Source organism: Nonomuraea sp. NPDC049400, assembly GCF_044466425.1.
GTDB lineage: Bacteria > Actinomycetota > Actinomycetes > Streptosporangiales > Streptosporangiaceae > Nonomuraea.
This window is the reverse complement of record NZ_JBITMP010000012.1, coordinates 274,860-288,904: the sequence shown is the minus strand read 5'-3', so window position 1 is coordinate 288,904 and position 14,045 is coordinate 274,860. Positions and strand designations below refer to the sequence as shown.

General features: G+C 66.9%; 13 protein-coding genes. 5 read left to right on the top strand and 8 right to left on the bottom strand.

Going from position 1 to position 14,045, the window contains the following annotated elements; translation table 11 throughout:
- Nucleotides 1-177: 177 nt before the first annotated feature.
- Together ACIBVN_RS21540 and ACIBVN_RS21535 are read right to left on the bottom strand one after the other, a co-directional pair.
- Complete coding sequence (locus tag ACIBVN_RS21540) at nt 178-756, bottom strand: hypothetical protein (protein ID WP_397138905.1); 579 nt, start codon at nt 754-756, stop codon at nt 178-180.
- 365 nt (nt 757-1,121) lie between these two features.
- Complete coding sequence (locus ACIBVN_RS21535) at nt 1,122-2,666, bottom strand: carboxylesterase/lipase family protein (protein ID WP_397138932.1); 1,545 nt, start codon at nt 2,664-2,666, stop codon at nt 1,122-1,124.
- Between the two features lie 933 nt (nt 2,667-3,599).
- Between ACIBVN_RS21535 and ACIBVN_RS21530 the strand changes: the two genes are divergently transcribed.
- On the top strand, nt 3,600-3,983 hold the full coding sequence (locus tag ACIBVN_RS21530) for a DUF3224 domain-containing protein (RefSeq protein ID WP_397138903.1): 384 nt from the start codon (nt 3,600-3,602) through the stop codon (nt 3,981-3,983).
- Here the strand turns inward: ACIBVN_RS21530 and ACIBVN_RS21525 are convergent.
- Both ACIBVN_RS21525 and ACIBVN_RS21520 read right to left on the bottom strand, forming a co-directional pair.
- Nucleotides 3,971-4,807, bottom strand: a complete 837-nt coding sequence (locus ACIBVN_RS21525) for a virginiamycin B lyase (RefSeq protein WP_397138902.1) — start codon at nt 4,805-4,807, stop codon at nt 3,971-3,973. The genes ACIBVN_RS21530 and ACIBVN_RS21525 overlap by 13 nt on opposite strands.
- Nucleotides 4,801-6,276, bottom strand: coding sequence for an ABC-F family ATP-binding cassette domain-containing protein (locus ACIBVN_RS21520; protein ID WP_397138930.1), 1,476 nt, complete (start codon nt 6,274-6,276; stop codon nt 4,801-4,803). The genes ACIBVN_RS21525 and ACIBVN_RS21520 overlap by 7 nt, the downstream gene beginning before the upstream one ends.
- A 72-nt stretch (nt 6,277-6,348) precedes the next feature.
- On the opposite strand from ACIBVN_RS21520, the gene ACIBVN_RS21515 reads away from it, so the two are divergent.
- The gene (locus tag ACIBVN_RS21515) at nt 6,349-6,936 is read left to right on the top strand and encodes a TetR/AcrR family transcriptional regulator (protein WP_397138900.1); all 588 of its coding nucleotides are present in this window, start codon (nt 6,349-6,351) and stop codon (nt 6,934-6,936) included.
- A gap of 258 nt (nt 6,937-7,194) precedes the next feature.
- The gene (locus ACIBVN_RS21510; RefSeq protein WP_397138898.1) at nt 7,195-7,314 is read left to right on the top strand and encodes a VOC family protein; all 120 of its coding nucleotides are present in this window, start codon (nt 7,195-7,197) and stop codon (nt 7,312-7,314) included.
- Between the two features lie 639 nt (nt 7,315-7,953).
- Here the strand turns inward: ACIBVN_RS21510 and ACIBVN_RS21505 are convergent.
- Entirely contained in the window at nt 7,954-8,922 is a 969-nt protein-coding gene (locus ACIBVN_RS21505; RefSeq protein ID WP_397138896.1) for a GlxA family transcriptional regulator, read from the bottom strand.
- Between the two features lie 126 nt (nt 8,923-9,048).
- On the opposite strand from ACIBVN_RS21505, the gene ACIBVN_RS21500 reads away from it, so the two are divergent.
- On the top strand, nt 9,049-9,873 hold the full coding sequence (locus ACIBVN_RS21500) for a dienelactone hydrolase family protein (protein ID WP_397138894.1): 825 nt from the start codon (nt 9,049-9,051) through the stop codon (nt 9,871-9,873).
- Nucleotides 9,874-10,566: 693 nt separating this feature from the next.
- On the opposite strand, the gene ACIBVN_RS21495 is transcribed toward ACIBVN_RS21500, so the two are convergent.
- The 3 genes from ACIBVN_RS21495 to ACIBVN_RS21485 form a co-directional block, all read right to left on the bottom strand.
- Complete coding sequence (locus tag ACIBVN_RS21495; protein ID WP_397138892.1) at nt 10,567-11,094, bottom strand: GNAT family N-acetyltransferase; 528 nt, start codon at nt 11,092-11,094, stop codon at nt 10,567-10,569.
- Between the two features lie 108 nt (nt 11,095-11,202).
- Nucleotides 11,203-11,703: a hypothetical protein gene (locus ACIBVN_RS21490; RefSeq protein ID WP_397138890.1), complete on the bottom strand. Its 501-nt coding sequence runs from the start codon at nt 11,701-11,703 to the stop codon at nt 11,203-11,205.
- Nucleotides 11,704-12,136: 433 nt separating this feature from the next.
- Nucleotides 12,137-12,304: an NUDIX domain-containing protein gene (locus tag ACIBVN_RS21485; RefSeq protein ID WP_397138888.1), complete on the bottom strand. Its 168-nt coding sequence runs from the start codon at nt 12,302-12,304 to the stop codon at nt 12,137-12,139.
- 477 nt (nt 12,305-12,781) lie between these two features.
- Here ACIBVN_RS21485 and ACIBVN_RS21480 point away from each other — a divergent pair, with 477 nt between their 5' ends.
- A complete protein-coding gene (locus ACIBVN_RS21480) occupies nt 12,782-13,975 on the top strand; it encodes a lipase family protein (RefSeq protein WP_397138886.1) in 1,194 nt (397 codons plus the stop codon).
- Nucleotides 13,976-14,045 lie beyond the last annotated feature (70 nt).

The following is a 14,045-nucleotide window of genomic DNA, read 5'->3' as shown; positions in this document are numbered from 1 at the left end:
ATCGAATGAAACGCGGGAAACGATCAACGTCCCCTCGGGAAGCGATCTTCTGAGTACCTACTCCGCCCCAGGCCAGCGCTATTCGTGAACACCCCACCAGGGGCCGTTCTTGAAACGGCTGGACTGAAGTTGACGGGATCCCGTCTGATCATCGAGATCAGGCGGGATCTTGTCATTTCAGGAGGTTCCGAATCGGGTTCGTCCTGGTTTGGGAGTCGCGGAGCAGGTGTCCTGGAAGGCGCCGGTGGTGTCAGGGCGCTGGTGGAGGTCGGAGTCCGCGTCGCTGGGCATGGCGATGCGGGCTCCGGGCTGGGTGTTGCGACGAGGTGATCTGAAGTGCGGGTGGTGGTCTGCTGCGGCCCGTGAGCGGTGTGCGGTCGATGTGCTCTCGGGGATCTGGAGGATGTCGGCGGGTGTGTCGGGCTTATCTGGGGGCTGGTGGGTGTGGCGCCACTGGTCGAGGAAGTGATCGTTGGCGACGGCGACGAGCAACGCGACCAGGATGGTCTGGGCGACGCGGCCGTGGGCGAGCCGGTTCTTCGGATCAGCCAGGTCGAGGTCGTGGCCCTTGATACGGCCGTTCAGCCCCTCCGTCATCGCCCTGGCAGCGGAGTACGGCCCTCGCCACGAGGGGCTGAGGTAGAGCAGATCCTGGCGGAACTTGTCGAGGTGGCCGAGGTCGCCGGGGTGCAGGGTGATGATCCGGCCGCCGGGCCGGCGTCCAGCGCCTGGTGCGGAACGCCTCGACCTGCTCATCGAGCACCTTGGCCATCTGGCTGACCTGGCTTTTTGGAGATGTGCTTGATGCCGAGCTGCTCGACCAGCTTGTCCCGCTGGGCCACTGAACACGCGCCAGGCCCGAAGGTGGTCTGGGCGATCGAGGGCACCCGCAGCCACGGCGCCGGATGACCAGGCATGTCAGGAGATGCCGGGCGGGCGTCCAGCGCCGGGCCCCGGAGGGTTGGAGGGCGTAGCGCTTCTCTCACGGGTGACGTCGGCCCTCGGCCAGATGGCGGGCGAGGTGCAACTACGGTCCCGCTACGCGCTATGCCTGCTTCGGCCTCGCTGATGACGGCTGGTGGGATCAACGATCACCGTGCCCCTGATGGGTGTCCGCCAGGTCAGTGGCTGGCCAGGCGGTCCCAGAAGGCCAGTTTGTGGAGGGCGTCCTGATCGTAGACGCCGACGCCACCGGGGCCCGGGGCCAGGCGATGGACGTGCCCGGTGCGCACGGGGCTCCAGCGCGGCAGGCCAGGAGCGTTGGGGTCGCCGGTCGCCGCGAAGCGCGACCAGTATGTAATCATCATGTCGCCGAGCTTCCGCTGCTCGCGGGTGAGCGGGGCCCCGGGGAACAGGAACGACAGTTCCGATCCGTGCGAGGCGAGCGGCTCCACGCCACCGGGAAGGGGGAAGATCGGCGGCGCGGTACGGTCGGCGAACCCGTAGGAGTAGACCGGGGTGTGCTCACTGAGCATTCGGTCACTGGCACGACCGGCCCACGCCCAGTCGAGATCGCTCATGATCGCTGCTACGGCTTGCGTCGGCCGCCCACGGGACGGGTACTTCGCCGCGATCGCCGCGGCGTTGTCACCGAAGATGTGCCGCAGGCCCTCCTGGTATCCCTGCTCGGTGAGACCGGGGAAGATCAGCGAGGTGAACAGGGTTCCCTCGTCACGGGTGATGCCGGTGAGGATCGGCACGCGGTGGAAGCGGCCCTGCGCGAAGACGGCCGCGGGATCGGCAGGCAGCACGGCGTTGCCGTAGCCCGGAAGGGCGAGCGGCTCCTGCGCGAGGAGCTTGGAGACGGGCTTGCCACGCAGGCAGGTGACGGCTGTCTTCGGATCGGTGCAGCCGAGCGCGGTGGCGATGGCGGCTCCGTGCGCCTCGTGGGCGGCCTTGGGAACCCACATCGGGAGGTCCATGACCGGCCTCAGGCGGCTGCCGGTGAAGGCGGTCTGGGAGCAGAACGTGCTTTGGGTGATCGCCCGGTGGAAGAGGCCGGCGGCGGTGGGCGACGCCAGCTGGGCGCACACCGAGTGCGCTCCGGCGGACTCCCCGAACAACGTGACGTTGCGTGGGTCGCCTCCGAAGGCCGCTACGTTGCGCTGGACCCAGCGCAATGCCGCCTGCTGGTCCTCCAGCCCGTAGGCCCCGCTGCCCGCCAGTCCGGGATGCCCGAAGAAGCCGAACACGCCAAGCCGGTAGTTGACGGTGACCACCACGACGTCGCCGCGCGTGGTCAGGCGGGTGGCGTCGTAGTCGCTGCCCGCCCCCTTCGTCAGGCTGCCGCCGTGCAACCAGACCATGACGGGCCGGGGGCGGCGCGGAGTGGCCGAGCGCGGGACGGTCACGTTGAGGTACAGGCAGTCCTCGCTGTCGCTGGCCGGCAACCCCCACAGATCCGTGGACTGGGCGCACCTGTCACCTGGGCGTGTCATGGCGCGGACACCACGCCAGGCAGTTACCGGCTGGGGCGACTGCCAGCGCAGGTCGCCGACCGGAGAAGCGGCGTAGGGGATGCCCTGGAAGATCCGGTGGTCCCGGGCGACCTTGCCTCGCACCCAGCCCGTATCGGTCCGTACGACATCCCGCGAGGCCGCATCCGCCGGCGCGGCCCCTGCAATGACGAATGCCAAGCTTAAAACGGCTGAGCTGAGAGTACGCATCAATGTCATGCCGCGAGCCTAGGGACGGCGGTACGAGGGGGTAATGGCGCTGAATCCCGGCCTGGGTGCACCTAGATACACCCATACCAGCGATCAGCCCTGGTCCAGGTAACGGAGAACGGCCAGGTCACGGCGGTGGGCTTCCCCGGTCAGCGGGTGCCTGCCATGCCTCATCATGAGACGCGCGCTGTCGATGATCTCTGCGCTGTGACCGTCCGGGCCTGTCCGCCGGATGGTCTGGCGGAGCAGGGAGTCCTGATGGACGACGATGGCCGCGAGCGGAGAGATAAGTACGGCTGGATCCGTACGGCAATGGCGGTGGTGAAGCTGGTGTTGTGGATTCTGTGGGTGCTGTTCGATCCCCGCCACCCCGTCTAGGGTGGAGGGCCTCCTACCGGTAAGGCTGGCCGGTACCGGCCAAGGGAGAAAGCTTAGAGGTCTGTGCCTTCGTGCATGTCGAATGCGTCGCGAGCGTGTTCGATGGGGGATCGAAACGGTCGATGGCAATCACATGCACAACGCTGGGCGGAATGCCGACACGGCACGTTGCACCAATGGCAAGCACCAGAGGAATTGCTCGAGCTCCCCATCGACGTCCCATAGCTCGGGAAACGATCATCGCGTCGCCGGGAAGCGATCTTCCACGTGGTCCCATCGACCGAGGCCAAACCCATTCGTGAACACCCCACCCACCAGAATAGTTGCAGGTGACAAGGGATTTCGGAGCTGATCCGGAGCCCCTTTTCGCTTGTCTGGGAGTCGATGGGAGCCGATCGGAGAGCCATCTCACTCGGACTCTCTACCGTGTCGGCTGTCGCCGAAGACGGTGTTCATCGTGTGGGCGCCCTTGCTGATCACTGGTCTGAGCTCACCGCACCAAAGGCGTCATGGGCCGCTGCGACCGCGAGGTCAGGAGCGGCTAACCTCGGCCACATGACAGAACGCACCATCAAGGCTGGATTTGAGATCGTGAAGTTCGACGAGTCGGTGTATGAGGAGCTCGCTGAGGGCCCGAAGCTGACCCGGGTCACGATCCACAAGCGCTACCAGGGCGCGATCGACGGGACAGGCGTCGCCGAGGTGCTCACCGCGCAGGGAACGGCGGGCGGGGGTTACGTGGCCTCCGAACGGATCGAGGGCGTGCTGGACGGTAGGCACGGCACCTTCGTCATCCAGCACGGCGGCCTGGCCGACAGCCCCGATCAGTCCAGCTTCGGGAGCATCATCCCCAATTCCGGGACCGGGGATCTGGCCGGGATCTCCGGCCAGGCGATGGAGTTCGAGTTCCAGGTGCTCACGCTCGTCTACACGCTGTGACGCGTCAGGGCGCCGGACTCCATCGCGACCCAGATCGCCCCGTCCGGACCGACGGCGAGGCCGTGGGGTTCCGCGCCCTCCAGTGGGAAGTTCTCGATCTTCCCGTCGATCGTGACACGGGCCAGCCTGCCGGCACCCCACTCGGTAAGCCAGAGCGCGCCGTCCGGACCTGCCACGATGGCGTGCGGCCGAGCGGCGCGGTCGGGCAGCGGGAACTCGGTGATCACGCCCGAGGTGTCGATCCGGCCGGCCTGGCCCGCGCCGATCTCCACGAACCACAGCGCATCGTCCGGTCCCGCGCAGATGCCGACCGGTGCCGCGCCCGGTGTGGGCAGCGGGTACGTCGACACCTCGCCGCCGATCGTGATACGGCCGATCGCATTGCCCTGGTTGAGCGTGAACCACAGCGCGCCGTCCGGCCCTGCGGTGATCGCTGAGGGCATCGCGCCGGTCCCGGGCAGCGGGTACGACGACACCTGCCCGTCCGGGGTGATGCGTCCGATCCGGTCGTCCTGCAGTTGGGTGAACCACATGGCTCCGTCGGGGCCGGCGGCGATGCCGTATGGCGAGGCCACCTCGAACGTGGTGACAACGCCGTCCACGGTGATCCGCCTGATCCGGCCGCCGGCGAACTCGGTGAACCACAGCGCGCCGTCCGGTCCCGGGGTGATGACCGTGGGCTGACCGTCGGCCGGATCGAGAGAGAACAGCGTGGCTTCCGCACCCGGCACGACCCGGCCGATGCGGCCCTGATGGACGAGGGTGAACCAGAGCGCGCCGTCGGGGCCGCAGGTGATGCCGTACGGTGAACCGTCGATCAACATGAAAGAGCGATCTCCTTACCGGTGAAGCGGCGCCGTAGCGCCCGGTCGTGGGTGACCACCACGAGCGTGCCCTGATAGTCGCCGAGCGCCTGCTCGAGCTCCTCGACCAGGGTGAGCGAGAGGTGGTTGGTGGGTTCGTCCAGCAGCAGCAGATCGTGTTCGCCCGCCAGCACTTCGGCCAGCGCCAGTCGCCGCCGCTGGCCCTCGGACAGCGCGCCGACTTTGAGGTGCAGCGCCTCGCGGTGGAACAGGCCCGTCGCGAGCAGGGCTTCTGGGTCGCCGCCATAGGTCTCCATGACCGTCCTTTCGGGGTCGAAGGTGACTTCCTGTGCGAGGTGCCCTGCCCGCCGGCCGGCCTGGGCCGCGATGGCCGCCAGCAGCGTCGACTTGCCCGCGCCGTTCGGCCCGGTGATCAGCAACCGGTCACCCGGTTCGATCCGCAGCCCGCCGTGGTCGACGTGCGTGCCGGCGCCCGCGAACCTGCCGCGGAAACACAAAGGCTTGGGCGGTCGCGGTACCGGGTCGGCTTCTAGGCGGCGCAGGCGTTCTGTGGCTTGCCGTACCCGCGAGGCGACCGAGCTTTGCACGCGGCCGGCGTTGCGGTCGTAGGCCATCTTGTTGTTGTCCTTCATCTCGCGGCCCCGCGCGACGCGGCGCGCCGTGGTCGCGGCGAACTCCTTGACCTGCTCAACCTCCTCCCGCCAGGCGGCGTAGGCCTGCTCCCAGCGCTGCCGGGCGGCCGCCTTGTCGGTCAGGAATCCGGTGTAGCCGCCGCCGAACCTGGTGATCGTGCCGCCCTCGACCTCGAGGATCGTCGTGGCCACCCGGTCCAGGAAGGTCCGGTCGTGTGAGATTGCCACCACCGTGCCCTTGTGAGCGCGCAACCGGTCCTCCAGCCAGGTGAGCGCCGCCTCATCCAGGTGGTTGGTGGGCTCGTCGAGCAGCAGGATCTCTGGTGAGGCGGCCAGCACACAGGCCAGGCCGAGCCGGGCCTGCTCGCCGCCCGACAGGGTCGACAGCTCGCGTGAGCGCTCGATCTGGGTCAGGCCGAGCCCGTGCATGGCCTTGTCGACGCGGGCGTCGGCCTCGTATCCGTCACGGGCCTCGAAGGCGGTGAGCAGCTCGCCGTACAGGGTCAGGTCCTGCTCCTCGGCGGCGCGCTGCATGTCGCGCTCGAGTGCGCGCAGCTCGGCCAGCGCGGCGTCGACGGCCTGCTGGACGGTGTGGTCGCCGGGCAGGTTGAGGGTCTGGCCCAGGTAGCCGACACCGCCGGCTGCCGCCACCGTCACCTCGCCGTCGTCTGGCTGGTCCACCCCGGCGATGATCCTGAGCAGCGTGGACTTGCCGGAACCGTTCTCGCCGACGATCCCGGCGCGCTCGCCGGGCCGGATGCTGAAGGTGAGCTGGTCAAGGACGCAGTGCTCGCCGTAGGACTTCGAGACTCCCCGGAGGGAAAGCTGTGTAGTCAGAGAAACTCCAATCGCAACTGCTGTAGCTTTAAGCTAGCATGAGAGTTCCTCTTAACGCAACCGGAGTAGACTTTGGAAAGACGTCTCGGCGGTCGCAGCGCCCGCGTGCGCGACGCCGTACGACAGGCGACCCTCGCCGAGCTGGCCGAGCACGGCTACAGCGGGTTGACGGTGGAGAACGTGGCGATCCGCTCGGGCGTGCACAAAACCACCGTGTACCGGCGATGGGGCAGCGCGGAGGGCCTGATCGCCGACGCGCTCGAACTGGCCAGGGAGGAGCCGTGGCCGCTGCCCGACACCGGCTCACTCCGCGAGGACCTGAGGGAGATCGCCGGGCTGGTGCGAAGCGGGTTCGCCGATCCGGTCGCCGGGCCGATCTCCGCCGCATTCGTGTCGGCCGCCGTACAGAGCACCGGGCCCGCGCAGGCGCTGCACGCCTTCTTCGCCGCCCGCCACGAACAGGCAGCCGAAGTGGTACGGCGGGCGGTCGCGCGGGGCGAGCTCCCCGCGGACACCGATGTGGCAGACGTGATCAGAACGGCCGTCGCGCCCATCTACTACCGGCTGTTCATCACCCACGAATCGGTCACCGAACGCGACGCTGAACGTGCGGCGGATGCTGCCCTCGCCGCCGCCCGCGCCGGTGTCCTGCACTCCTGACGCCCGGTGCGCAGGGGATGGAGAAGCTTCAGGGGTGGAAAGGAAGCCGCGACGGCGGCCGCTCATCATCGGCCGCCACGGGTCTGCTCCGGCAGTGATGGCATCTGTTCCCGAGCGCTACCGATACGCCGCTGTTCCGCATTGCCGACCCGCAAGGCCGAATCGCGCATGCCGAGGTCAGCATCAAAGGTTCGATCATCATGGTCGGGGGACGCGGATGGGCCCTTCAAAGCTCCTGGTGCCGTGGGTGGCTCGACAGTGGGTCTGCACATCTATGTCGATGACGTGGACGCGCTCACCGCCCAGGCCGTCCGAGCCGGCGCCGAGTTGCTCCAGCCTCCCGCCGACATGTTCTACGGAGCCCGCTCAGCCAGCTGAGAGACCCATTCGGGCATCTGTGCATCCTTCTTACCCATACCGAAGACCTGTCGTCAGAGGAGAGCGCTCGCCGCGGGACCGAGCTGCTCAAGGGAGGCAGCCTACTGCCCGGCTGAATCGGTTGAACCGGCTGAACTCCACGCTGACAGGGAAGGACTTCTCCACGGCGCCGACCCCACATAGGGCGGACGATCTACACCGCCGACAGCCGATTTCGCCAGGAAGTGCGGTCACGGCGTCGTTGCCGGTGAGGCCCGTGGCGACGGCGTCAATCAGTTGGCGAGGCAGAGGTAGCAGGAGGACTGCGACTGCCGCTTGGGTCGCGTCGTCGACCAGAAGGGTCGGCTGGGAAACGATCACGAGCAGCGCGGGAAGCGATCTTCCAGCCCTCTGCTGCATCCCAGATCAGGTCCACTCGTGAACACCCCACCCAGGGCCGTTCTTGAAACGGCCGGACTGAGGTTGACGAGATCCCGTCTGATCATCGAGATCGGGCGGGATCTTGTCGTTTCAGTGGCGTGCGGTCGATGTGCTCTGCTGGGATCTCGGGGATGTCGGCGGATGCGCCGTGGGCGAGCCACCCAGGCGGGGCTGAGGTAGGCCATGTCCTGGCGGAACTAGGACTTCGGGGTCGGATGATCAGTCAACACGACGAAAGGCCGCGCGGTAGTCCCCTGGGCGTCGTCCGGTGTGTTTGGCGAAGAGGGCAGCGAACGTGCTGGGATCCCTGTACCCGACTGCGGCGGAGATGCCGGCGACGGTTCGGTTCGTGGTCTCAAGGAGGTGGCGGGCGCGACGGACACGCGATGACTGCAGGTACTCCAGCGGGCTCTGGCCGGTCTCGTGCGCGAAGCGCCGCAGCAGCGTCCGAGTGCTGACTTTGAACGTGTCCGACAACGCGGCGAGGTCGTATCGCGCGGCAAGGTTCTGGTCGAGCCATCGCATGACCTTGTGGGAGAACTCGTTTCCGGGCTGCGGAAGAAGTCGCGCGTCCACGTATGGAGTCTGGGACGATCGCGCATCGTCGACGAGCGCCACCCGCGCGGTTGTCCGTGCCACGCCGGCACCGCTGTGTTGGCGGATCAGATCCAGCGCGAAGTCGTACATGGCACTGAAGGCCGCCGTCGTCGTCACCCCCGTGTCGGTGACGACCAGACACTCGGGTCGGACGTCAGCGTCCGGACAGCGTCGAGCCAGTTCGTCCGCGAGGAGCCAGGCTGTCGTGGCCCGGCGTCGGTTGAGGAGTCCAGCCTCGGCGAGCAGAAACGCACCGACACAGATCGAGACGACGGCAGTGCCCCCAGCCGCGTGTGAGCGGATCGCCGCAATTTCAGCGGCGAGGGGTGCGAGCTTCGCGTCCACATCCAGGCTCGGCAGGAGCTCGAACCCTGGCACGACAAGGACATCTACCTCGCGCAGCGGAGAGACGTCCAATGCCGCACCACCCGATGCGGCGACCCGACGACGAGGCGAAACGATCGACACCTCGTATCCGGAGCCGTCCGGTCCGGCAACGTGCGTGGCCATCGTCAGGAGATCGGGTACGCCGAACACCTCGGACGCGAAGCAGCCTGGATAGGCCAGGACGCCAACCCGCAGCGTGCTCACGCTCGCCTCCTCACCGCCGGCCTACGGCGAGATTACCCCCATGCATGGCGATCTGGCCTCTCACCGTGTGCGGGGGCATTGGTCCACGCTGTCACCATGAGCGCTGCCAGCGGACGACTTGACGACATGATCACGGACTTCTCCCGCCGACTCGTGGACGTGGAGGGGGTGGAGAAGACGGTGTACACCGCGGGTTCCGGGCCGGCCGTCGTGTTGATGCCGGAGATGCCCGGCATCAGTCCTGACGTCCTTCGACTGGCGCGGTGGCTGCGGGATGCGGGCTTCACCGTCTATGTCCCCTCACTCTTCGGGATCGACGGTGCCTACCCCACGGTCGAGGGTGGTACGGAGGTCGTCCGCCGCGCGTGTGTCAGTGCCGAGTTCCGTGCGTTCGCCGGGGGCGGGACCAGCCCCGTCACGGCATGGCTACGTGGGCTCGCGCGCCAAGCCCATGCCGAATGCGGCGGTCCGGGAGTCGGCGCGATCGGACTGTGCTTCACCGGCAACTTCGCTCTCACCATGGCGCTTGAGCCAGCTGTCATCGCGCCGGTGGTCAACCACCCGTCGCTGCCACTGGACGACCCTGCCGGACTCGAGATCAGCGACGAGGACGCACACGCGGTCCGAGACCGCATCACGCGCGACGGGCTGAAGGTTCTCGCCTACCGCTTCGACGACGACCGCTGGTGCACCGGCCAGCGCTTTGCCGCCTACCAGGCACTCCTCGGCGACGCCTTCGACGGTCGTGTTCTTTCGGGCAGTTCCGCGAACACCAGCCCGCCACCGTTCTTCGCCGACGTGGTCGGGACCCCCCACAGCGTTGTCACCGCCCACCTCGTCGATGAGGAAGGACATCCCACGCTGAAGGCCAGGGACGAGATCGTCGCCTTCCTGACCGACCGCTTGAGCCCGTTCGGACATTCTGAGACGGCATCCGGGGTGCCAAGGTGATCGCTCATTGCTTGAGTGAGGCCGGGGCATATGCGCGGGGCATGTGCGCTCTTGGGCGTGACCAGGTCGCCACGCCGCCACATCCTCCGCACGGCCGTGTTGTGGTTGGGAGCGGGACACAGCCAGGCGTCTTTCAGGCGGTTCAGGGCTCGACGGCGTGATGCGGGAAACGATCACTGCTTTTGCGGGAAGCGATCTTCCGAACCTCTCTTCCGTCCCAGGCCAGCCCTACTCGTGAACGCCCCACAAGGGGCCGTTCACGAGACGGCTGGACTGAAGTTGACGGATCCCGTCTGATCATCGAGATCAGGCGGGATTTTGTCGTTTCAGGCGTTTCCGAATCGGGTTCGTCCTGGTTTGGGAGCTGCGGAGCGGTGTCCCGGAAGGCCCGGGTGGTGTCAGGGCGCTGGTGGAGGTCGGAGTTCGCGTCGCTGGGCATGCCGACTCCGACTCCGGGCTGGGTGCTGCGACAAGGTGATCTGAACTGCGGGTTATGGGGCCGGTGGCGGCCGGTTCCGGCCCGTGAGGGGCGTGCGGTGATGTGCTCTGCTGGGATCTCGAGGACGTCGGCGGGTGTGTCGAGCTCGTCTGGGGGCTGGTGGGTGTGGCGCCACTGGTCGCGGAGTACGTCCGATCCACCCACCCTCGAGCCTTTGCACGGTCACCGCATGCGCACGCCGCTGCGGGTGGCCGTTAAAGGAGACGCTCCATCCACAGCGAACTGATGTACTGACCGTTCTTGGCGGCGTACTCGTGGAACGTCCCGACCTCTGTGAAGCCGAACTTCCGATGCAACGCGACCGATGCATCGTTGGGCATGGCGATGCCTACGACCGCCACATGGATCGGCTCATCGGCAATGCTTTCAAACAGCGCCCGATACAGCGACGTTCCCACCCCCAAGCCCCGGCAACTGGCATCGATCGCGACGCTGAGCTCAACCGTCTCCCGGAAGGCATCGTGATCCCGGTAACGCTGACTGCAGGCATAGCCCACCACCTGACCGTCTCGTCGAGCCACGACCAGTCGGTAAGGGCCAGCGGAGGAGAACCGTTCAAACCAGGCGCGCCGCTCATCCACCTTGATCGGCCGGGTGTCGAAAGACGCGATCGAATTCGCCGCCACGTCGTTGAGGAGGTCGACAATTCCGGGGAGATCGCCCTCATCCCCGATCGCAACCTCAACAGGCCCTGAACCATCCAGCGTGCGCACATCGTTCATGAGTCACATTCTGGTCAAACCGGGTCTGCCTCGCCACCGCCGGAGTTCAACCCGCCCGCACACCATCGACGAGCCCGCACACCATCGACGAGAAGGACACGGGACTGCTCACCTCACACTCCAGGATTGAGACCAGCTGTGGACGGCTGCGATGGCCTGCGGCCGCTCGTCCAAGACCGGAAATCGGTTCAGGGCTCGGAACGCCGACGCGAAACCGGCAGCGGCCATGCCCTGGCCGAACACCCGATCGTCTGCCAGCCCAGGCAGGACGTTCGCGGCAGTCTTGCGATAGTCGGTTTCGAGAGTCTCGGCGTGCGGGTCGGCGACCGTGAGCCACATGGGGCCGGGCACATTCACCCATGCGAGATTGGTCAATGCGTGCCGATAGCCGGCGAACTCGAAGTCGATGAGCCATCCGTGATCGTGTTCGACGAGGAAGTTGTTCGGTTCCGGATCACCGTTCGTGAGTACCAGAAGCTTGCGATGCTCTGGGTCGTCTCCGGCCAGGACCTCGTGCAACATGGCCAGTTCGGCGGCTGCGCGCCCGTTGGGTGCCATGCCGAGTTCTTCCAAGCGGTGCGAGGTCTCGCTCCAACGATGTCCGAGCACGGGAAGACGGTCGGTCCCGGGGCGGCGGTGCAATATCGTGCCTGTCTGCCGTAGAACATGTCCGCGCGGCCGGCAGAAACCGCGTGAAGCTCGCCGATCGTACGAGCGAACGCTCTCCTGCCAGCCACCGACCACTCGGCACCGACTTGCTCAATCAGCTCCGCCAGTGGCTGGTTCGACGGCAGGTCTTCCATCACCAACATGTTGACGTCGAGTTCACTGGCGATCAGCCATGGAGCCGAGCCGAACGCCAATTCTTCGAGGAACTCCAGCGCGGCCCTCTCCGTAGCGATCTGACGCGGATCGATCCGAAATCCCTTGGGATCGTCGCGGAGCATTTTGACGATGACAGATTGAGGAAACGTGTCACTGTCAGAAGCAGCGGTCAGCCGGCACCGCCAGATCGACCAGGGTGTCACGTGCTCGGATTCTGCTACCGACACCGTCGTATTGAACCGCGCCGATGGCTCTCACCACGTCGGAGACCGCCGCCAGGGGTGTACCAGCGAACGGTGCCGTCGTGTTCATCGTGGCTGGAGAACAGCAGGAGTCGATTGATGCCGTCGACGAGGACGACTCGTGCGCTGGGCCGCGAGACCAAGCCGCCCGCCCTATCTTCCGCACGACTGCCTTGCGGTTGGAGGCCGGGGTGCAACTAGATCGCCTTCGGGCGAGGCCCGCGCGGCACGTGCGGGAAGCGATCATTCTTTCTTCGGGAAGCGATCTCCTCAACCCCTCTTGCGCCCCAGGCCAGCCCGTGCTCTCAATGGTGATGGCGTGGACGGTTACGGCCTGGATGTGGGCCATACCGGTGACATACCACGCTCTGGAACGCTCGTTTTCGCGACATCCTCCCTAGTACGGCAGCCGCCATTCGCTTTGTGGGCTGGATATATGCGGTGGCCAGGCGGGTGCGTTGGTGGAACCAGGGGGCGCGTGCTTGATGCCAGCAGGTGGGTCCAGGCGGGACGAAGACGCCGTTCACGCTCCACGGCGGCGCAGGGGTAAGGCTGGCACTACCAAGAACCAGGGTGCCGCCAGCAATGCCGCTCTTTGTGGCTGTATCTAGGGTTTCGGCATGACCTTTTCTCGCGCCATAGTGACCGCCGGGCTCGCCCTGGGCTGCCTTGCCACCACGTTCCCCTCCGAAGCCTCAGTAGCACAAACCGTGGCACGCGGCGCTGTGGTGTCCTCGACTCTCGTGGAGAAGCTGGACAAGGGCCAGATCGCCGAGCGGCTCAAAGCGGCCGGCATCGATGCGGCGCAGGTGAAATACGGGGTCAGCGCCTATCGCGTGGTCTATCGCACCGTGGACACCAAGGGCCGGTCCACCACCGCCAGCCAGTTGGTCGCCCTGCCTGGCAACACCCGGCGCAACCTGCGGGTCGTCTCCTGGTTGCACGGCACCACCGTCTACCGGGGTGATGTGGCCTCGGTGAACGAGAAATCCACCGACCGCGCCGCGGCGCTGCTGTTCGCGGGGGCCGGGCATGCGGTGTCCGCCCCTGACTATCTCGGCCTGGGCATGGGGCCCGGCCACCACACCTACGGAGACCCGCGGACCACGGTGTCCGCCCCGGTGGACGCCCTGCGCGCGACCCGCGCCTTCACCAGGGGCCACGAGCGTCGGCTCGACTCGCGCGTGCTGGTCAGCGGCTTCTCACAGGGCGGTCCCGCGACCATGATGGTGGGGCGCTTCCTACAGCAGGGTCAGGACCCGTACTTCCGGCTGGGCGGCCTCGCTCCGATCGCCGGCCCGTTCGACCTGAGTTCTTTCGAGGCTGCCGCGGCGGACGACAAGATCCGGATGGCCTCGCTCTACCTGGCCTACTTCGTGATCTCGGCGGACCGCTATACCGACGTCTACCGCACGCCGAGTGAGGCTTTCCGCGCCCCGTACGACGAGCAGGTGGAGAAGCTCTTCGACGGAAACCACCAGGCCGCGGAGATCGCCCAAGCGTTGCCGCCGACGTCCGAGAAGTTGTTCACCGCACAGTTCCTGGACAGGGTGCGCAAGCCGACCGGCAAGCTGAAGGAACTGCTGACCGCGCTCGACTCCACCTGCAACTGGAAGCCGGACGTTCCGGTCCGCCTGCATCACGCCAAGGGCGACACGGACGTCGCCTACGACAACGCGCTGTACTGCCAGCGTCAACTGCGTTCCCACGGCGCCACGCAGACCCTCACCGACGCGGGCAACGTGGATCATAACCAGACCGTCCGTAAGGCGCTGCCGCTGGTGGTCGCCGGCTTCACGGGCAACTCGGCTTGATCCGTCCGGTCTCGGCGATGTCCTCAGGAACAACTCCAGGGATCAATCGAGGCCGATACATCCGGACAAC

What these genes read in the sequence shown, in the direction of transcription:
- ACIBVN_RS21480 (WP_397138886.1), top strand. Translation starts at nt 12,782, where the DNA reads ATGACCTTTTCTCGCGCCATAGTGACCGCCGGGCTCGCCCTGGGCTGC.
- ACIBVN_RS21530 (WP_397138903.1), top strand. Translation starts at nt 3,600, where the DNA reads ATGACAGAACGCACCATCAAGGCTGGATTTGAGATCGTGAAGTTCGAC.
- ACIBVN_RS21500 (WP_397138894.1), top strand. Translation starts at nt 9,049, where the DNA reads ATGATCACGGACTTCTCCCGCCGACTCGTGGACGTGGAGGGGGTGGAG.
- ACIBVN_RS21525 (WP_397138902.1), bottom strand. Translation starts at nt 4,807, where the DNA reads ATGTTGATCGACGGTTCACCGTACGGCATCACCTGCGGCCCCGACGGC.
- ACIBVN_RS21535 (WP_397138932.1), bottom strand. Translation starts at nt 2,666, where the DNA reads ATGCGTACTCTCAGCTCAGCCGTTTTAAGCTTGGCATTCGTCATTGCA.
- ACIBVN_RS21495 (WP_397138892.1), bottom strand. Translation starts at nt 11,094, where the DNA reads ATGAACGATGTGCGCACGCTGGATGGTTCAGGGCCTGTTGAGGTTGCG.
- ACIBVN_RS21540 (WP_397138905.1), bottom strand. Translation starts at nt 756, where the DNA reads ATGAGCAGGTCGAGGCGTTCCGCACCAGGCGCTGGACGCCGGCCCGGC.